The following is a 19,759-nucleotide window of genomic DNA, read 5'->3' as shown; positions in this document are numbered from 1 at the left end:
TTGATGGGGAAATTCCTCCGCATAACTGCATAGATCCATCAGCAAAATTGTCTGGTTGATTAAAATCAGAGTGATTGCATTTTGGCCGATAAGCGAATCATGCTGTCGAATGACAAACGATTGCGGAAAATGATTCCGCCTCAGAAATATACAATTAAGTATTAATTTTACACAAAATATTATTGCCTTTCATCCGATTTAAAATGGCCATTCTCTGTCCTGAATCAGCGCATATGCAGAACTGCTCGACTTCTGGGGCTATTAAGAAAAACTAAAAAGTGCAATCTCTTTAACATTTTTAAAATAAAGGTTGAAACATGCATAAACTTTTTCATAAAATGGACGGGCCCTAGAAAAATAAATACAAGGAACATTTCATGACTAAGAAATATGCAAAATTTTTACCGTGTACGGAAGAATTTAATTTAGAAAACTTTCCCTATTATTGGGTTACTCAGGTTCATGCTCAATATGTACTTAATGTCGATCACGCACTTAAAAAATATGGTGTCGACAATTCGCGCCGCCGTATCCTTCTTGCCTTAAAATCCAAACCGCGTGCGAGTGTATCCGACTTATCAGAGATGGTCGTATCTAAAATGTCGACCACCACTAAAATTGTTTATCGCTTAAAAGATGAAGGTCTGGTCGAGACCTATTCATGCGAAGATGATGCACGGATTACCCGGGTATTCCTGACTGAAAAAGGCATGCAAATGACACATAAGATCAACGATCTGACCAATGTGGTACTTGAGCAGTCTTTCGAAGGCCTGACCCCTTTGCAAATTGAAAAAACCATGGAAAGTTTACGTCATATTTTTAAAAATCTGGCTCGTTAAAAGTCTTACTTTTTATTTTTAAATAGACGCTGGTAAATTGGCATACTTTCAATAATAAATAATTTATCAGAACTTTCTAAGAATCAAAAAAGTTCAGTTGCGGGCTGACTTTTTTGATTTTTTCTTTTGGCACATGCGAACATTCAAACTCTTCTTCCGGAAAGCCCTGTACAAAACCACGAATATCCGGATGACGCAATGTCAGCCATTCTTGCAGTCGCTCATGCGGGATCACGATAACCGAACGTTTGATGTTTCCAGGCTCATGAAATTCTTTCATCATCGGATGGTCGATGGCATCCATGGTGATCATACTGGCAGAGCGTACAATTTCTCCCTGAATCCGGGCAATCTCGTAGACTGCGGCTATGAAAGTCGCCTGACCATCTTTACGTCTTACTCCCCAACGCTGCGGTTTATTGTCAAAATATTTGGACTCATAAAACTCTGATACCGGAATAACGCCAAAATGACATTTGGCCGTGGCTTCAGCAAAAGTGGGTTTCTGCAATAAAGTTTCATTTCTGGCGTTATAGGTCTTGGTTCCTATACTTTTGTCTTCTGCCCATTTCGGAATGAGGCCAAAATTCACCGAGCGCCATTCCAACCCTTGAACGGACTGGAATAAAAGTGGTGCAGCATAATTGGGATAGACTTCTTCTGGATATTCAAAAGGAATGTCTGGCAATCCCAGATCATGCAATTGTTTTAAGCTTAAAGGTTTAAAGTTGGCGCACATGGCTCATACATGTAAATCATTCGTCTATGAGATTATAGCCTGCTGCCAACTCTAAACCTGTAATATTGATATAGATTTGAGTATCATGAATTCGGTATAGTCAACCAGTGTGTCCGGGTAAACTCCTCAAAAATCCAGCGACCATTAAAACGTCCGAGTCCTGAGTTTTTCTCGCCGCCAAAGGGTGCATTAGACTGATCTGCAACACTGATCCCGTTAATATGGGTCATGCCAATATCCAGTTGTGCCGCAAAAGCGCTGCCGCGTTCGATATTTGATGTACAGACTGCACTGGACAAACCGAACTCTGTTGCATTGGCTAGATTTAAAGCATGGGCCTCATCACGTGCTTTTAAGATCGGTAAAATCGGACCGAAGCTTTCTTGTTGTGCTAAATCAGAATCGGCTGCGACGTTAATGAAAATATGCGGATAGACCAGATTTCCTTCAATTCCGCCCTCATATACCAGCTGTGCGCCCTGCTCGCTGCCTGTCTGAATGATCTGTTGATGCTTTTTGACCTGACTCCGATTAATGATCGGCCCGATGATGGTATCTTCCAGATTCGGATCGCCCACTGGAATCATTTTGACCCGATCCAGAAGCTTATCCACATAAGCATCATGAATAGATGCATCGATAACAACCCGATTGGTGCTCATGCAAATTTGTCCCTGATGCATAAAACGCCCCATCAAGGTCAGTTCAACCGCCAGATCAAGGTCGGCATCATCCAGAATCACCAAGGGTGCATTGCCGCCCAGTTCCAGTGCCAAACGTTTGATTCTGGAACTGGCCAGAGCTTTACTGCCGACACTTTTCCCCACTTCAGTCGAGCCGGTAAATGAAATCATTTTTGGGACTGGATGTTCTACAAAATAGTCACCAATTTCACTACCGGAACCGGCAACAATGTTTAATGCACCTGCGGGCAAACCGGCCTCTTCAAATAGCTTGCCAATTAATGTACCGCCAGTCACCGGCGTATCACTGGCTGGTTTCAAGACAACCGTATTGCCACAGGCAATCGCTGTCGCCACTGAACGCAAGGACAGATGAAATGGAAAGTTCCATGGGCTGATGACTGCAATCACGCCTAAAGGTTTACGCAAGACCAAACTTTTCCGTACTGGATCTTTGCTTTCGAGCTGTTCAGTTTTCAGCTGATCTGGAAATGCCAGACTTTCGTGAATAATCCCCAAGGCAGCATCTACCTCAAGGCCGGCTTTAATGCGCGTACTGCCTGATTCAATAATCAGCCAGTCAATGATTTCTGCACGGCGCTGCTGAATAATATTAATTAAATTTTGCAATACTGTTTTACGGACTTCAATGGAATTCAAAACACCCTGTTGAAAAGCCTGTTCTGCTGCCGTATACGCACTGTCTACATCGACAGAGCTGGCAGCTGCAAGACTCATAATTTCGGTTTGGGTAAAAGGATTGATATTTTTTATGATTTTGGTTGAAGTTCCATGTTGCCACTGACCATGAATAAACTGCTGGTCTAAGTCCTGATATACCGTCATCATTTTATTGTTCCTCGCAAGCTTTGCTCCACTTTAAGAGTTCAACTGAAAAATTTCTAGTCAGAAAGACAGCCGCTTACCATTAGACAATAAAAAAGCCTCCGAAGAGGCTTTTTTAAGTTAGACGGGATTAGTCACCTGTATAACCTTTTAACTTTAAACGTGCTGCATGTAAAAGTGGCTCGGTATAACCTGATGGCTGTTCACCACCTTTAAAGATCAGGTCAGACGCTGCCTGGAATGCAATATTGTTGGCAAAGTCTGCAGACATTGGCGTATACAACGGATCATTGGCATTTTGCTGATCTACAATTTTCGCCATACGCTGCATCACTTCTTCTACTTGCTCACGGCTTACCACACCATGACGCAACCAGTTCGCCACGTGCTGTGAAGAAATACGTAGAGTCGCACGGTCTTCCATTAACCCGACATCGTTGATATCGAGTACTTTAGAACAACCTACACCTAAGTCTACCCAGCGAACTACATAGCCCAAGATCCCCTGACAGTTATTTTCAAGTTCTTTGGTTTTCTCTTCTTCAGACCAGTTAGTGTCTGTTGCTAATGGTGGCGTTAACAAGTCATCTAGTGACAAGGCTTCAGTTGCCAATAACTCTTGCTGACGATCCGCAACATTAATCTGATGATAGTGAATCGCGTGAATTACCGCACCTGTTGGTGATGGCACCCATGCACAGCTCGCACCTGCTTCCGGATGTTCAGTTTTGGTTTTATACATGTCGAGCAACATGTCTGGTTTTGGCCACATGCCTTTACCGATTTGCGCTTTGCCACGTAAACCTGCTTGCAGACCGATCATCACGTTACGGTTTTCATAAGCCGGGAACCAGATCTGACCTTTGACTTCGCCTTTACGTACGAATGGGCCTGCTTCCATAAAGGTATGGATTTCGTCACCGGTACGGTCCATGAAGCCTGTATTGATGAAAATAGTACGGTCTTTGGCTTGTGCAATACAGTTCTTCAGGTTTACAGAAGTACGGCGCTCTTCATCCATAATCCCGATTTTTAAAGTTTTTGCAGGCAAACCCAGTACCTGTTCCGCACGTTCAAACAATTCAACGGCAAATGCCACTTCTTCAGGACCATGCATTTTTGGTTTAACGATATACATTGAACCTTGACGCGAGTTCTTAATGGTATTTTCACCTTTGATGTCGGCAAAAGACAACAAAGGTGTAATCAAGGCATCCATGATGCCCTCAAAAATCTCTGCACCATCGACCAGAATGGCAGGGTTTGTCATCAAATGACCGACATTACGCAGCAACATCAATGAACGACCATGAACCTTGGTTTCACCACCTTCCACATTTTTGAAAGTACGGTCTGCATTCAGTGTACGGGTAACTGTTTTACCATTTTTCTGAATGGACTCTTCTAAAGTGCCTTTCATCAGACCTAACCAGTTACGATAGCCTTCCACTTTTTCTTCAGCATCAACCGCCGCAATCGAGTCTTCCAAATCCTGAATGGTGGTAACTGCAGCTTCAAGAACTACGTCTTTTACGCCAGCGGCATCAGTCTGGCCAATCGGGCTCGTTGCATCAATTTGCACAATAACGTGCAGACCGTTATTTTTAAATACGATTTCAGTCGGTGCTGACGCTTCGCCATTGAAGCCAACAAATTTAGCGCTATCCGCAACAGTCGTTGTAGAACCATCTTTTAATGTTACAACCAGTGCGTTGCCATCAACTGCATATTGAGTTGCGTCTGCGTGTGAACCTTGTGCCAATGGGAAAGTTTCGTCAAGGAAATTTTTCGCAAATGCGACAACTTTTTCACCCCGTTTCGGGTTATAGCCTTTGCCTTTTTCAGCGCCATCTTCTTCAGAAATGACATCGAAACCGTAAAGCGCATCGTACAAAGAACCCCAACGTGCGTTAGCTGCGTTGAGGCAGTAACGTGCATTACGTACCGGAACGACCAGCTGTGGGCCTGCCAGTACAGCGATTTCTTCATCTACGTTTTCAGTGCTGATCTGGAAATCTTCTACTTCTGGTAACAAGTAGCCAATTTCAGTCAAGAAAGCTTTGTAAGCTTGTAATTCAAATGTGTTATTGCGGTGCCATTCATCGATTTTCGCTTGAATGTCATCACGCTTAGCCAAAAGTGCTTTATTTTTAGGGCTAAGATCAACAACGACTTGTTCAAAGTTTTTCCAGTAAGTTTCACTATCCAAACCAGAACCTGGTAGTGCTTCATTTTCGATAAAATCGTAAAGTTCTTTAGCAATCGCTAACTTGCCTTTTTGAATACGTGCAGTCATTGTCTTTCCTGATATTGCTACTTTTTATACAAGAGATTCTAGTATACCGATTAAAATCTAGCTGAATAGTATTATCAAATTGCTAAATACTGAGCATTTTTCATAATATGAGTACCCTCATAAACATATCAGACGTCGCTCAGCCGCATTGAGATATCATTCTGCTAAATACCCTAATGACAGTGTATAAAGTTTTCGAAATGTAGAAATTAGACTTAAGTTCAGATTTTCGAGTAAAAATTATGCATTCTAGTTATACACGATCATATTTAGATCAAGATTAAGCCATGTTTGGCCCTAGTTGTCGATCAATTACCTGCTTATTTTTATAAAAAAGCGCCAGTCAATGACCAGCGCTTTTATTCTGCTTCCTACTCACTCGAGATAGTTTTCTGAATCTGACGATGTTCAGAATTCAGATATTCATCCGACTGCATTTCCAGTAAACGTGAACGCGTCCGTTCAATTTCAAAGACCAGTTTTTCACCTTGGTAAATATCAATAATATTGTCTTCCGAGGTCAATAACAGTTTGACACCACGGTCATAGAACTCATCGACCAGATAAATAAAACGGCGCGTCCCATCATTGAGGAAATCGGTCAGGTGCGGCACATTACTGACTAAAACCGTATTATAAATATTGGCAATTTCAATAAAGTCAGCCGGGCTACGTGGTTTTAGACACAGCTCAGAAAACTCGCACCACAATACATCTTCGGTATGTGACACAGTTTCCACAATACGGTTATTGATGATAATCGGCTCTTCAGAGCAGGTTTGCGTCTGAGTCAAAGCGCTGAAACGTTGCGCAATCCAGTTTTTATGATCATGGGTTAATGGGAATTTGAATAACTGCGCCTGTTTTAATACGCGTAAACGGTAATCGACGCCGGCATCGACGTTTAACACCACACAGTTTTTCTTGACCAGTTCAATCGTCGGCAGGAAACGGTCACGATGAATCCCGTTTTTATACAAACCATCTGGGGCAATGTTCGAAGTTGCAACCAAAGTAATCCCGCGTTCAAATAGTTTCTGGAACAGATCACTCAGAATCATGGCATCGGTGACATTGGATACAAAGAACTCATCGAAACAGATAATCACCGCGTCTTTATAAATCTGATCCGCGACCAGATCCAGCGGATTACGCTGCCCAGAGAGCTTATTTAATTCACGATGCACATGCTGCATAAAGTGGTGAAAATGCATCCGGGTTTTACGGCGAAATGGAATCGAATCATAAAACTGATCCATTAACCAGGTTTTGCCACGACCCACACCACCCCACATATACACGCCATTGGGAGAAGTCTGACGGCGAAAACGGCGAAAGGCTTTTTTCGAGGCCTTAAAACGCTGAATCAATTCCAGCCAGACACGATTCAGTTCATGTACTGCCATTGCCTGTGCATCATCAGGCATAAACTGTCCCGAAGATATTGCTTGTGCATAACGTTCTGCAGGAGAAATCGGACTAAAGGCGGTGCTGTGCTGTGAATTAAAATCAGACATAGAATTTCGTACTATTTGGGATCAATTTAATTATAGCGGAGTTTAATCAACACACTATAACACTTTGGCATAAACAAGCTTAGGCTATTTCACATATTGCCGAGGGCTTTGCCCAAACCAGCGTTTAAAGGCATGGTTAAAAGCAGCCGGCTCAGAATAGCCCAACAACTCTGCAATCATTTCAATTGAATACTGTTTATATTCAATCAATCGCAAAGCCTTATCTTTAATAATGTCTTCGCGAATCTGTTTATAACTGGTATCGCACTGCTGTAACTGATGCCGCAAGGTTCGCTCCGGAATATTTAGCGCCTGCGCAGTTTCGGCCATGCTCGGCATCAAACCACTTTGTATTTCCAGATAATCCTGAACGCGCTGCACCACTGTCGGTGTCTGCTCATCCTGTTGCAAACGTTGCAATTCAGCAAAACACTTGGCTTCATACAGCGCAAAGGTCACCGTATCCGCAGAGGGAATTTTAATATCCAGAACTGCTTCATCAAACCAGAATGCCGCACTTGGTGCATCGAACTGAACCTGTGTCCCATAATAATCATGATAGACTTTTAAGGTGTTCGGCTCTTGCGGATGGGCAAATGGTAACTCGATCCGTAAATCAGGTTTGGACAGGCCCATCATTTTGTAAATATCACGGATAAACTTGAAAGTTCCCGAAATCTCCGCCTGTGCCAGCAACACACCCAAACCATCTTCCAGATTTTTCGGTCGATAACACAGCGCGCTATGATGCTCGCTTTGTTGCAAACCCAATTGTCCTGTCAAATGCGTCAACTGTTGAAAGCGGATCACCTGATGCAGCGCATCACGTACCGTCGGACTGGTAACCAGTAACATCAACAACGGACCATAACCTGCCAATGCATAATGCTGGCCAATCAATAATCCCTGCTCAGCTTCGATTTCCTGCCCTACCACCTTAAGTACATCATGTTCCAAACTCGGATGAATAATCGAGCCAGGATCAAAGGCATCGACACGCAGTCCAATGTTTTGTAGCTTCTGATCGACGTCTATGCCCGCCTTTCGCATCCCTTGAATCAAATACATTAGACTGAGAACAGAACGTTTCATAACCATACAAATACAATGTGATAGTCTTAGTTGTACTATAAAAATAAGTGTACTGCTATTGCCGTTTAGATCAATTTTAGGTCTAATCTTTTATCAGTGAATGATGATAATAATCTCTTATTAAAATAAGCAAGGAATGCAATGATGCTGGAAAATACAAGTGCCACCCGCTCGCCACCCTTTACCAAAGTCGCCATTATTGGCGCCGGTTTTGGCGGTATTGCCATGGCAATACGTTTACAGCAGCAAGGCATCCATGATTTTATTCTGCTGGAAAAAGGCCATGAATTTGGTGGAACCTGGCGAGACAACCAGTACCCTGGCGCAGCCTGTGATGTGCAGTCACATTTATATTCCCTCTCATTCGCTCCGAAAAGTAACTGGTCAAAACGCTATGCCGAAGCACCCGAGATATTTTCCTATATTCAGGATCTGGTAAACGATTATAAGCTGCGTGCGTTCTGCCGCTTAAATACTGAAGTCCTTTCAGCGCATTACCAGGCAGAGCGCTGTCTGTGGCAATTGCAGTTACAAGATCAAACTATCCTGGAAGCCCAATTTGTCATATTTGCTTCAGGGCCTTTACATATTCCCCAGATTCCACCTATCCCCGGTATTGAGAAGTTTCAAGGGAAAGTCTTTCATTCTGCACAATGGGATCATGCTTATGATTTAAATGGCAAAAATGTCGCATCGATTGGCACAGGTGGCAGCGCCATTCAATATGTTCCGGAAATTGCCCCACAATGCAAACAACTCTATGTCATGCAACGTACTGCAGCCTGGATCATTCCTCGCGATGAACGTGTCTATCACCCTCTCGAAAAGACACTATTTGAAAAATATGACTGGTTCCGAAAACTGCACCGTGCCCGCTTATATTGGTCAAATGAATCGCGGGTCATCCCCATCGTTAAACCCGGAATCATGAAATACACCCAGAAACTGGCAGAACTGTTCATCAAATACCAGATTAAAGATCCTGAGTTAGCTCAAAAACTCACTCCGGATTACATCATGGGTTGTAAACGAATTCTGGTTTCTAATAGCTATTTCCCGACTTTTAACCGCAGGAATGTAGAACTGGTGACTGAAAAGATTCAGGAACTCACTGAAAATAGCATCATTACCCAAGATGGTCAGGAACGGCCAATTGACTGTCTGATTTATGGCACCGGGTTCATTACCGATCCACGCATCTATATGAAGAATTTTCAATGTACTGGGCTGGATAATCTACAGCTCAATGACGTCTGGAAACAGGGGGCTGAAAGTTATTATGGAATTTGCATGAAAGGTTTCCCAAACCTATTTCAGTTACTGGGCCCAAATACCCTATTGGCACACAACTCTGTGATTTTTATGATTGAGGCACAAGTTGACTATATCTTACAGCTCATGCAGCGGGTCGATCAATCACATAGCGATGCCATTATGGTCAAAGAGCAGGCGCAAGATACATTTAATCAGCAGGTGCAACATATGTTTGAACAGACCGTATGGCAATCTGGCTGTGTCAGCTGGTATCAGCAGGAAGGTGGCAAGAATTTTGCCCTATGGCCGACTTATACCTGGAAATACTGGCTGAAAACCAAGAAACCCAATACCGCAGATTATCGATTATTCAATAAAGTTAGCTAAAAGCTTTTCACCATCTAGCATCAAGCGATGGCATAATTTAAAGATAATTTTTTCAATCTATTAAACTTATGCAATCGCTTTGGCTCATCTTTCAGCTTCTTCTCTGTTTGGCACTCGGTTTTGCTTTGGCGAAACGGATTCCAGTATCGATGATTAAAATCTGTTTCAAGCTCTTACCTTATTTTAGCTATGTGTTACTGATTGCGATTTCCTTTGAATTCTCACAGCTTGTGGATGAATTACAGCATCCCCTACAGATTCTGAGTACATCCATCAGCATTGCCTTTCTGACATCACTCGGTGCTTTTGCTATTTGCTATTTGCTGTTCAAGTGGGCTGGTTTTCTTCCCAGTTCAGGCAGAGTATCCCTTGATCTGGTAATTAAATCCTTACTGAATATGAGTTATGCTTTTTTGGCACTCGCAGGCGGATACTTTTTACATGCTGGCTTGACTCTGTTTGATTTATCCTTGCACATTAGCACCTGGCATTTGTTACTGATATTTATGTTTTTCATTGGTTTAGATCTGGCTTATTCGCCACTGGATCGTTCTTGGTTAAATATCAAAATTCTTCTGGTTCCAATCGGTTGTATCTTCGGTTCATTATTCGCAGTTATGCTGTATTCATTCTGGAACACACAGATTGGCCTGAAAGATTTGATCATGCTGTCACAAGGCTATGGATTTTACTCAATGTCAGGCGTTGTCGTGACCGAGCTTCGAAATGCAGAACTCGGCAGCATTGCACTAATGAATGACCTGTTTAGAGAAATTTTTGCCATCTTACTGATGTATTGTATGGGCTGGAGATATCCAAGATCGGCCATTTCCGCAGCGGGTGCAACTGCAATGGATGTGACTTTACCGATGGTTAAGCAGGCATGCGGTCACGATTTTATTCCGCATGCTATGGTCAGTGGATTTATTTTGTCATTGTTAGCACCAGTCATGGTGAGTGTACTGGCAGCGATTTAATTGCTTTATTGCTTTCTCAATCCCCCTAAGTCTCTCTTTTCTAAAGAGAAACTTTCCTTCCTGACTAAGTTCTAAAGCAGGATTTTAAAACGAAGCACAAGCAAGAAAGGCTGACTAAAAACTTAAATCAATATCACTTAAGGCATCGCCTACTGTTTCAATAACATCCGAAGCAAGGCTGATGGCATCAGATGCCAAACTGACCACATCGATCCCCGTTGTCCAATCTGCTGAGCTTGCCTGCTGTTGTTGCTGTTCTTGTTGCCTAAGCTGTTCCGCCTGTTGAACATTTTGAATCACGTCATTCTGTTCTTTTTCTAATTGTGGTTCAGATGAAGTCATCATTTTTCCTTTTTATTTTATAACCATTTTTTTCAATAGGCGGATTCAAGCGGCAAGTGCAACAGTATAAAAAAAGCCTTTCGACTGAAAGGCTTTTTGTCATTCAAACCATATTAAAGCGTTGCCAAAATATCTTTTAAAGTCTGACGCATATTCTTAGACTGGGTAATAGGACGGCCAATCACCAGATGAGTCGATCCGTCCAGCATCGCCTGTTTCGGTGTCACAATACGCTTCTGATCATCGGCATTTGAGCCTTCAGGACGAATACCGGGTGTTACCAAAGCAAAGTCTTGGCCTAATGTTTCACGTAACATTTTTGCTTCTTGAGCTGAACACACCACCCCGTCCAGGCCACTGTTTTTGGTCAGTTGAGCCAGACGCTTGACATGCTCATTTGGCTCAATATCCAGACCAATATCTTTGAGGTCTTCACGACCCATTGAAGTCAGCACTGTCACAGCAATGAGTTGAGTTTTATAGTTGCCTGCTTGTAAACGCTCCACACAGGTTTCCATCATTTTTCGGCCACCAGATGCATGTACATTCACCATCCATACACCCAAATCAGCTGCCGCGCAGACTGCCTGTGCAGTCGTATTTGGAATATCATGAAATTTCAGATCCAGAAATACATCAAAACCTTTGTCTTGAAGTGCTCTGACAATGATTGGACCTTCATGGGTAAATAACTCTTTGCCCACTTTTAGTCGACACAAGGCAGGATCTAGCTGTTCTGCAATGGCTAAGGCATCAAATTGGCTTTTGGCATCTAGTGCAACAATGATACTCAAGAGATTATCCCTTCAAATAGGCAAAAAATAAGCCCATTATAATGGGCTTTGATTTTCATTGGTAATATCTAATACAGTTTTTTCATGCCGGGTATGGGCTGCTGCTTCAGCGGCCATTAACTTGGCTGTATTCAACTGTTCCTTACGCAGATGTTCAATGTCTTTACGTAATCGCTTGATTTCCCAATTGGTCTGGAAAACCCGGAAGATTTGAACGCCCAATAACAGGCCTAACACGACGCCTAGAGATAGGGTAAGGAGCAGCAATAATCCTAGACGCATTGCAGGAACTTGAGTAAATAACAAGTCCACGGACAATTCGGTACCATTTTGCAAAACCAAAGCCAATGAATAGCCAAACAGCACCAATAAAAGAACGACCAGAACGTAACGCATGAACACCCCGTAAATATTTACAATTATTTATTTGCAGATTCGTTTACAGCATCCCGAAGGGCCTTACCTGGCTTAAAGTGCGGAACTGCTTTTGCAGCCACTTCTACAGATTTACCAGTTTTAGGGTTACGACCCACGCGTGGCTCACGATGATGCAATGCAAAACTACCAAATCCGCGAATCTCGATACGATTGTCAGATGATAAAGCTTCTATCATTTGATCAATCATAATTTTAACCGCTTCTTCCACTAAAGGCTCGGCCAAATGCGGATTTTTTAATGCAATGCGCTCTATTAAGTCAGACTTATTAAGTGCTTCAGTAGTCATCTGCGACCTCTTTAATTATCAAGCTACTTGGGATCTATTTCCCGATAATAACCTGTTTAAATACAAAACGGTAGCGCAATAATTAAATACTACGCTACCGTTTACAGTATTTGTATAAAAAGTATTAGTTAACTTACATTAACAATACAATTCAAACGTCTACTTAGTTGCCCATTTGAGCTTTGATCAGGTCACCAATCGTCTTAGGACCATTGTCTTGACCAGCAGCTGGCGCTGTTTTCAAGTTAGCAACTGCTTCTTTCTCTTCAGCTTCGTCTTTCGCTTTGATAGACAAGTTGATTGCGCGAGATTTACGATCAACGTTGATGATCTTCGCTTCTACTTCTTGACCAACTTCAAGGAACTTAGTTGCATCTTCAACGCGATCGCGGTTGATTTCAGATGCTTTCAGAGTCGCTTCAACTTCGTCAGCTAACTTAACAGTCGCGCCTTTCGCATCAACTGCAGTTACAGTACCTTTAACCAACGCACCGCGTTCGTTAGCAGCAAGGAAGTCATTGAACGGATCGTTGTTCATTTGCTTGATGCCAAGGCTGATACGGTTGCCTTCAGCGTCTACAGAAAGGATAACCGCTTCAACAGTGTCGCCTTTCTTGTAACGACGAATCGCTTCTTCGCCTTGTTCGTTCCAAGAAATATCAGACAAGTGAACTAGACCGTCGATACCGCCTGGTAAACCGATGAAGATACCAAAGTCAGTGATAGATTTGATCGTACCAGAAACTTTTTCACCTTTGTCGTGGTCTTTAGCAAACTCTTCCCATGGGTTAGCACGAGTTTGTTTGATACCAAGAGAAATACGACGACGCTCTTCATCAACTTCAAGAACCATAACATCAACTTCATCACCGATCTGAACAACTTTAGATGGGTGGATGTTTTTGTTCGTGTGATCCATTTCTGAAACGTGTACTAAACCTTCAACGCCTTCAGCGATTTCAGCGAAACAACCGTAGTCAGTCAGGTTAGTTACGCGCGCTTTAACGATTGAACCTTTAGGGTAACGGTTCATGATCGCTAACCATGGATCTTCGCCAAGTTGTTTAAGACCTAGAGAAACACGGTTACGCTCGCGGTCGAACTTAAGTACTTTAACAGTAACTTCTTGACCCACTTCAACAACTTCTGAAGGATGCTTGATGCGTTTCCAAGCCATATCAGTGATGTGAAGAAGACCATCAATACCGCCAAGGTCAACGAATGCGCCGTAGTCAGTAAGGTTTTTGATTGTACCAGTAACAGTTTGACCTTCTTCAAGCTGAGCAAGAAGAGCTTCACGGTCAGCTGAAGATTCAGCTTCCATAACAGCACGACGTGAAACAACAACGTTGTTACGTTTAGCGTCAAGTTTGATTACTTTAAATTCTAACTCTTTGCCTTCTAGGTGAGTCGTATCACGAATAGGACGAGTATCAACTAAAGAACCTGGAAGGAACGCACGTACTGGACCGATGTCAACAGTGAAACCGCCTTTAACTTTACCAGAGATAACACCAGTAACGATTTCGCCGTCTTCAAAGATTTTTTCAAGTTTAGTCCAAGTCTCAGCGCGTTTAGCTTTTTCGCGAGAAAGAACAGTTTGACCCATACCGTTGTCAAGCGCTTCAACAACTACGTCTACAGTGTCGCCAACTTGAACTTCAAGTTCGCGCTGTTCATTTAAGAACTCAGCACGGTCAACAACGCCTTCAGATTTAAGGCCAGTGTCAACAGTTACCCAATCAGAGTCAATGCTTACTACAACGCCCTGGATAACTGCACCCTTTTCAACGTTGAGGTTTAATTCACTTGCTTCAAAGAGGGCTGCAAAAGATTCGGTCATGATATTTCCGATAAAGTCAGCGGTCTTGGATCAGACAAGGCCGGTTTAATTAAGCATCTACATAGTCCATATAAAACTGATCAAGCTATGCGTTTGCTGATAAAATCAGGTTAATTGGCTAACTGCTGGTCCACATAAGTGGTCATCAACTGGAATACCTCATCAATGTTCAAATTTGAACTATCGATAATGTAAGCATCATCGGCAGGCTTGAGTGGAGCGACAGTGCGTTCCATATCTCGTTTATCACGCGCGATGATATTAGCTAAAATATCGTTTATTTTAACATCCAGCCCCATACCCTGCAACTGCTTTACACGTCTTTGCGCGCGCGATTCAGCCGATGCAGTCAAATATATTTTAGCCTGAGCTTGCGGGAAGATACTTGTGGCCATATCGCGGCCATCTGCCACCAAACCAGGTGCCTGTGCAAAAGCATGTTGACGTGAAACCATTGCCGTTCTAAGCTCAGGAATTGCAGCAACTTTTGAAGCAAATTCTCCGACGCGTTCAGTTCGAATAGTCTGGGAAACATCTTCGCCATCCAAGTACACCTGCACCCCGGTTTCGCTACTGACAAACTGGATATCCAGATTTGTTGCGATTTGTACGCATTCTGGCAACTTAATGTCCATTGAATCCAGTAAATCATGGTGATGCAATGACAAACCCAAAAGCCGGTAGAGCGCGCCAGAATCCAATAAGTGAAACTGATAATGTGCAGCCAGTTTTGCTGCCAACGTGCCTTTGCCAGACCCACTTGGACCATCAATGGTAATAATTTGAACTGTCATTGCTTTCCCGTTGTTGTTTAAACAGATTTTGCGAGTTTCGTCAGGCCTAGTTTAATCGCTGCCTGTAACTGTGCAAGAATTAATTTACTCACAAAAGGCGCACGCGCCTGTAATTCAATCGTATAGGTGACCAGGGTTTTATCATCGGCCAGCGCTTCAAATTCGATAATCCCCAGATGATGCTTGATCAATGGATTTTTAATAATCTGATATTCAATACGAGCATTCGGCTCAAACAATGTAATCTGCTCTTTCAGCGGCTTGAGCGGCCCCACCCCCATAGCACGCACCGAACCTAGTCCATCCGGATGTTCAGCATCTGCAGAATCCTTGATGCGTTCAACCTGCATCGGCGCAAAGGCAATATTATAGGCGGTATGCTTGGACATCAAATCAAAGACTTTATCAATCGATGCCGGAAATTCTTTTTTTACTTGAATGCTATGCATTATTTTTCCTGAAATTATAGATTCGAAACTAAGGAATTTTAGCGATAAAGTAGATTTATTTCTGCGTATTTAATAATTTTTCTTGTAACCTGAGTTGCCGCTTCTGCTCACGACGCAACTTGAAAAATGCACTAAGCTGTTCGGAGCATTGCTGCTGCATGCAGCCTGCTTCAAAGGAAAATACATGATTATAATAGCCCGTTTCAAATAATTGACGTGCACTGACCAGTGAACCCGCTTTCGCTTCAAATGCGCCAAATACTACCCGTGAAACCCGTGAATGTACCAAAGCACCAACACACATGGTGCACGGCTCAAGGGTTACATACAGCACTGCATCGTCAGGTAGTCGATAATTCTGGATATTTTGACAGGCATCACGCAGCGCCACAATCTCGGCATGCGCGGTCGGATCATTTAAGGAAATCGGCGCATTAAAGCCCTGACCAATGATCTGATTCTGACTAACAATAATCGCACCCACCGGAATTTCGCCCTGTGCGGCAGCAAGTGCAGCCTGCGCATAGGCAAGCTGCATCCAGTATTCATGACTCAATTGTGTTTCGGACATGTAAAACTTAAATCACACCATACTGTTTTAACAAGGCATTCCAGCTTTCAATATTGGTCACCGGAGGGTTTGCAGACAAAATACCTTTTAAGCTCATATCTGCACCCTTTTTCCATGCAGGAGAAAGGTCTTTATCGACCAGACGCGCGCGTACCCCCTCAACGAAATCATGATGACGGATTTTCCAGTCAGAAATCTGGGTTTCCAGTTCAAAAATTTCATTCCAGGAATGTACCTGCTTACCCCATTGCCAGAGCAACCAGGTCAATGCAGCTGTAGTTGGTGAACCTTTTTGCAGATTTTCACTGGCTTGACGCAACCAGTCACTGCGCGCATCACTGAGACCGATAATCGATTCATAATCATGCTCGAAGTTGATGCCACGACAAACACTATGAATCACATCCAGAGAGTTTTGCAGTGGTCCTGGCCCTACCGGACGATGCATACTATTTAAAGTGTCATCAATGGCACGGAAGTCACCGGCAGGATAATGATCCCAGTCAATATTAATCACTTTATCTAAAACTGAATCACGCTGTGCATCACAAATATGTGTTGCCCAGCCAATCCCATAAGCACCTGCAGCGGTCATGATTGAACCGGTCAAGCCGGTAAATAAACCAATCGCGCCCCGATCGGCCAGGAAGCGAGTTGCACCCACATCGGGATATAAACCGATATTGATTTCAGGCATCGCCAAACGCGAATACGGCGTCACTAAACGGAAAGGTGCCGCCATAAACAGACCAAGGCCCCCACCCATCACATAACCTTCACCCCAGACCAAAACCGGTTTGGCATAATTATGCAATAACAGATCCAGCGCATATTCCTGTTCAAAAAACTTATTGGCAGCCGCCACTTCATCGTTAATGACCAGTTGACGTAATTTACGCACATCGCCGCCGGCACAGAATGCTTTCGGTGTGGTTGAATCTAACCAGATCGCTTTTACGCTGTCATCCGTATGAAAATCCTGAAATACTTCCAAAAGTGCAGAAGCAATCGATTCATCCAGAGCATGCAAAGACTTTGGACGATTTAAACGAACGATACGCCAGCCATTATGCGCTTCTTCAACGATCAAATCCGGATGATAAGTTTTAGTAAGGGGAGAATATGTCATGCGTCCAGCTGCCAATCTATAGGCTCAATGCCATGTTGTTTGAGATAGTTATTCGATTTTGAAAATACTTTACAACCAAAAAAACCACCACGGTTTGCGGCCAAAGGCGATGGATGTGCGGCCTTTAACACGAGATGCTTGTCCTGATTGATGCGCTGTCCTTTACGCTGTGCGTATGCGCCCCAAAGAATAAAGACAATATGTTCACGCTGCTCATTTAAAACATCAATGACGTGATCGGTGAATTCTTCCCAACCGCGCTTTTGATGCGAAGTCGGCTGACCTGCCTCTACAGTCAGTACTGCATTTAACAGAAGCACACCCTGCTCTGCCCAATGCGTCAAGTCACCATGCTTTGGTCGTTCAACCCCGACATCCGCATGTAACTCGTGAAAAATATTACGCAAAGATGGCGGCAATGCAACCCCTTTTTGCACCGAAAAGCTTAATCCATGCGCCTGATTCGGGCCATGATAAGGATCTTGCCCTAAAATGACCACTTTAACCCGATCGAGCGGCGTGGTATTCAAGGCATTAAAAATCAGATGATTGGGAGGATAAATTGTTTTATCTGCTTTTTTTTCTTCAATCAGAAAAGCTTTTAATTCGTCCATTTTCGGACTGAGTAAAAACTCACTCAATCCATATTTCCAGCTTTCATCCAACTGAACCTTATTCAGTTTGGCCAGTTGCTGTTCATTTAAAGACATTCTTCAATCCTAAATCTATGTCAATGGATTTAAAGTCACGCAGACTTTAAATCTGTACCTGTAAATCTACAGTCGGGTTATGAAATGCTGTGCCCTGTTTCAGCTTGTTCAACATGTCCGGATCGGTCCATTCAGCTTGCACCTGTTCAGAGAACTCAATTTGATTCAGACTCAGAATGCCCATCTGTTCATTTTGAATATCTTCTAAAAAGCTTTGTGCATAACCGGTATCGGTTTCATGCATAATCACAGAATAGACTTCGACATCACCTTCGCCATTTTGAGTCACGGTCGATGCCAGCACTTGTTGCGCCAGAAAGAAAAAGATACGTGAAAACTGCTCTGCCGATGGTGATACCGGTAACGACACCCATCGCGCACTGAAAGTTTTGCAAGCCTGAATATATTCCGGGTCGTCATTTTGCCAGAAACAGATCGCATGATCGAAAGAATCAAAGAAATCCTTAATCACACCTTTAAGCAGACCAAAGTCATAGACCATTTGCCCATGATCTAATTTCGAGGCTTTTAACAGTAGCTCGACTTTATAACTATGGCCATGGATCGAACGCTTACAGCGATCTGACGTGCAGTTACGCACAATATGAGCATTCTCAAACTTAAATAACTTACGAATTAACATATGCCGTAATGTCGTCAAAAAATAGGTGAATTGATTTTGATTATAAAGCAAAACTACAGCTTTGAGGATTAATTTTGCTGTTCAGCCTGATAGGAAAAAGGGATCAAGCTGCTGTTCAGATTTAGACTGACAGTATAACTGAATAAGCCCTGACTAAAAGGGTGCCATACTGCGATAAGCCACATATACCTGTTTGTCCTGACGAACCAGATCACTACTGAACTGGCGCTTGCGTTCACTCAAGACCACTTCGATCTGAGCTTTAAAATAATTGGATTGCACTCCGAGCAAGCTATTAAACAGATTACGCTTGGCAGCATCGACTTGCGCAAACGGTTCGAGTGACCATAACTCAGACACATTAGAAAAGTGTTCCAAATTGGCCTGTCGCTGATCCAGCAATTGCTGTACCGCATTCACATCCAGTTTTTCATCCATACTGGCTAAAAGAAAAGCAGATGCTGTATTAATATTGACCGGAATTTCCTGCATCGGTGCAGCACTCAGATAAGGTGCTATCCGTTTGTACTTATTTTCTTCAAAACCACGTACCAGCTTTAATTCCTCTACGCTATGAAATTTTGCATTCGGTGGTAAAGCGGCATTCGGTAAGCCTTGATAATAATTAGATTCGGCACCCATACCTCCACTCACCAGCTCGTTTTCATCCTGCCAGTCAATTACGGCTTCACTGAGCTGCGCTGGCAAACCTGCACGTTTTAAAATCAGCTCGAACCATGCTTTGGCATTTTCATTGACGCTATCTTCAGCAGTGATCAGGCTATTTAAATTAAACTTGCCCGATTCATCCTGGATGATTCCGGAAACATAGCCGTCATCGACCGGAAAAGCCGGCATCGGCTGCGCCCAGGTTTCCTGTAGATGATCAACCTCTGCGGCATTTTCAGCATCATCCACCAGTAATTCAGAAAAAAAGGCTTCGGCACTTTTGGCATACATCAGCGACTGATTTTGCCGCATCAGATAGGCGGTACTTTCAGCAGTTGCAGCCTGACGCTGGGCAATCGTGGCTGCCAGAATAGTCGCCAATGCCACCATCACCAGAATGGTAATCAGTGCAATGCCCTGCTGCTGCTTCAGCCTCTGTTTATTCATTTTCATTTTT

20 protein-coding genes are annotated in these 19,759 nt (G+C 43.1%); 3 read left to right on the top strand and 17 right to left on the bottom strand.

Annotated features, from left to right (window positions below):
* Nucleotides 1-377: 377 nt before the first annotated feature.
* Complete coding sequence (locus FTU45_RS07110; RefSeq protein ID WP_180076201.1) at nt 378-842, top strand: MarR family winged helix-turn-helix transcriptional regulator; 465 nt, start codon at nt 378-380, stop codon at nt 840-842.
* 76 nt (nt 843-918) lie between these two features.
* Here the strand turns inward: FTU45_RS07110 and FTU45_RS07105 are convergent, their stop codons facing one another.
* From FTU45_RS07105 to FTU45_RS07085, 5 genes are all read right to left on the bottom strand, one after another.
* Nucleotides 919-1,581, bottom strand: a complete 663-nt coding sequence (locus FTU45_RS07105; RefSeq protein ID WP_100355363.1) for an SOS response-associated peptidase family protein — start codon at nt 1,579-1,581, stop codon at nt 919-921.
* Nucleotides 1,582-1,664: 83 nt separating this feature from the next.
* Complete coding sequence (locus tag FTU45_RS07100) at nt 1,665-3,113, bottom strand: aldehyde dehydrogenase family protein (RefSeq protein WP_180076200.1); 1,449 nt, start codon at nt 3,111-3,113, stop codon at nt 1,665-1,667.
* 127 nt (nt 3,114-3,240) lie between these two features.
* On the bottom strand, nt 3,241-5,406 hold the full coding sequence (locus FTU45_RS07095; RefSeq protein ID WP_180001811.1) for a malate synthase G: 2,166 nt from the start codon (nt 5,404-5,406) through the stop codon (nt 3,241-3,243).
* A 371-nt stretch (nt 5,407-5,777) separates the two neighbouring features.
* A complete protein-coding gene (zapE, locus tag FTU45_RS07090; protein ID WP_005097301.1) occupies nt 5,778-6,923 on the bottom strand; it encodes a cell division protein ZapE in 1,146 nt (381 codons plus the stop codon).
* Between the two features lie 84 nt (nt 6,924-7,007).
* Nucleotides 7,008-8,015, bottom strand: coding sequence for an AraC family transcriptional regulator (locus tag FTU45_RS07085; RefSeq protein ID WP_005097302.1), 1,008 nt, complete (start codon nt 8,013-8,015; stop codon nt 7,008-7,010).
* A gap of 141 nt (nt 8,016-8,156) precedes the next feature.
* Here FTU45_RS07085 and FTU45_RS07080 point away from each other — a divergent pair, with 141 nt between their 5' ends.
* Both FTU45_RS07080 and FTU45_RS07075 read left to right on the top strand, forming a co-directional pair.
* Nucleotides 8,157-9,656, top strand: a complete 1,500-nt coding sequence (locus tag FTU45_RS07080; protein WP_373685742.1) for a flavin-containing monooxygenase — start codon at nt 8,157-8,159, stop codon at nt 9,654-9,656.
* A gap of 68 nt (nt 9,657-9,724) precedes the next feature.
* Entirely contained in the window at nt 9,725-10,633 is a 909-nt protein-coding gene (locus FTU45_RS07075) for a lysine exporter LysO family protein (protein WP_180076198.1), read from the top strand.
* A 114-nt stretch (nt 10,634-10,747) separates the two neighbouring features.
* Here the strand turns inward: FTU45_RS07075 and FTU45_RS07070 are convergent, their stop codons facing one another.
* The 12 genes from FTU45_RS07070 to gspK form a co-directional block, all read right to left on the bottom strand.
* Nucleotides 10,748-10,975 carry a hypothetical protein gene (locus FTU45_RS07070; RefSeq protein ID WP_074383246.1) on the bottom strand — a complete coding sequence of 76 codons (228 nt, stop codon included), beginning with the start codon at nt 10,973-10,975 and terminating at the stop codon, nt 10,748-10,750.
* Between the two features lie 113 nt (nt 10,976-11,088).
* On the bottom strand, nt 11,089-11,769 hold the full coding sequence (gene pyrF, locus FTU45_RS07065; protein ID WP_005097309.1) for an orotidine-5'-phosphate decarboxylase: 681 nt from the start codon (nt 11,767-11,769) through the stop codon (nt 11,089-11,091).
* A 36-nt stretch (nt 11,770-11,805) separates the two neighbouring features.
* A complete protein-coding gene (locus tag FTU45_RS07060) occupies nt 11,806-12,165 on the bottom strand; it encodes a lipopolysaccharide assembly protein LapA domain-containing protein (RefSeq protein ID WP_074383247.1) in 360 nt (119 codons plus the stop codon).
* A 23-nt stretch (nt 12,166-12,188) separates the two neighbouring features.
* Entirely contained in the window at nt 12,189-12,494 is a 306-nt protein-coding gene (locus FTU45_RS07055; protein ID WP_005097312.1) for an integration host factor subunit beta, read from the bottom strand.
* A gap of 163 nt (nt 12,495-12,657) precedes the next feature.
* A complete protein-coding gene (gene rpsA / locus FTU45_RS07050; RefSeq protein WP_005097313.1) occupies nt 12,658-14,337 on the bottom strand; it encodes a 30S ribosomal protein S1 in 1,680 nt (559 codons plus the stop codon).
* 110 nt (nt 14,338-14,447) lie between these two features.
* A complete protein-coding gene (gene cmk / locus FTU45_RS07045; RefSeq protein WP_180040955.1) occupies nt 14,448-15,131 on the bottom strand; it encodes a (d)CMP kinase in 684 nt (227 codons plus the stop codon).
* Between the two features lie 17 nt (nt 15,132-15,148).
* Nucleotides 15,149-15,580, bottom strand: coding sequence for an SRPBCC family protein (locus tag FTU45_RS07040; RefSeq protein ID WP_180076197.1), 432 nt, complete (start codon nt 15,578-15,580; stop codon nt 15,149-15,151).
* A 55-nt stretch (nt 15,581-15,635) separates the two neighbouring features.
* On the bottom strand, nt 15,636-16,151 hold the full coding sequence (tadA, locus tag FTU45_RS07035; RefSeq protein ID WP_100358124.1) for a tRNA adenosine(34) deaminase TadA: 516 nt from the start codon (nt 16,149-16,151) through the stop codon (nt 15,636-15,638).
* A gap of 7 nt (nt 16,152-16,158) precedes the next feature.
* On the bottom strand, nt 16,159-17,280 hold the full coding sequence (locus FTU45_RS07030; RefSeq protein ID WP_180076196.1) for an enoyl-CoA hydratase/isomerase family protein: 1,122 nt from the start codon (nt 17,278-17,280) through the stop codon (nt 16,159-16,161).
* The gene (ung, locus tag FTU45_RS07025; protein WP_074383250.1) at nt 17,277-17,990 is read right to left on the bottom strand and encodes a uracil-DNA glycosylase; all 714 of its coding nucleotides are present in this window, start codon (nt 17,988-17,990) and stop codon (nt 17,277-17,279) included. The genes FTU45_RS07030 and ung overlap by 4 nt, the downstream gene beginning before the upstream one ends.
* Before the next feature lie 46 nt (nt 17,991-18,036).
* The gene (locus FTU45_RS07020; RefSeq protein WP_180076195.1) at nt 18,037-18,633 is read right to left on the bottom strand and encodes a 6-carboxytetrahydropterin synthase; all 597 of its coding nucleotides are present in this window, start codon (nt 18,631-18,633) and stop codon (nt 18,037-18,039) included.
* Between the two features lie 153 nt (nt 18,634-18,786).
* Nucleotides 18,787-19,755: a type II secretion system minor pseudopilin GspK gene (gene gspK, locus FTU45_RS07015; protein ID WP_180076194.1), complete on the bottom strand. Its 969-nt coding sequence runs from the start codon at nt 19,753-19,755 to the stop codon at nt 18,787-18,789.
* Nucleotides 19,756-19,759 lie beyond the last annotated feature (4 nt).

This window comes from Acinetobacter sp. YH12106, assembly GCF_013418995.1.
GTDB classification, from domain to species: domain Bacteria; phylum Pseudomonadota; class Gammaproteobacteria; order Pseudomonadales; family Moraxellaceae; genus Acinetobacter; species Acinetobacter pseudolwoffii.
Note: the sequence above shows the minus strand (reverse complement) of the source record. Positions and strands in the feature narration are given on the sequence as shown.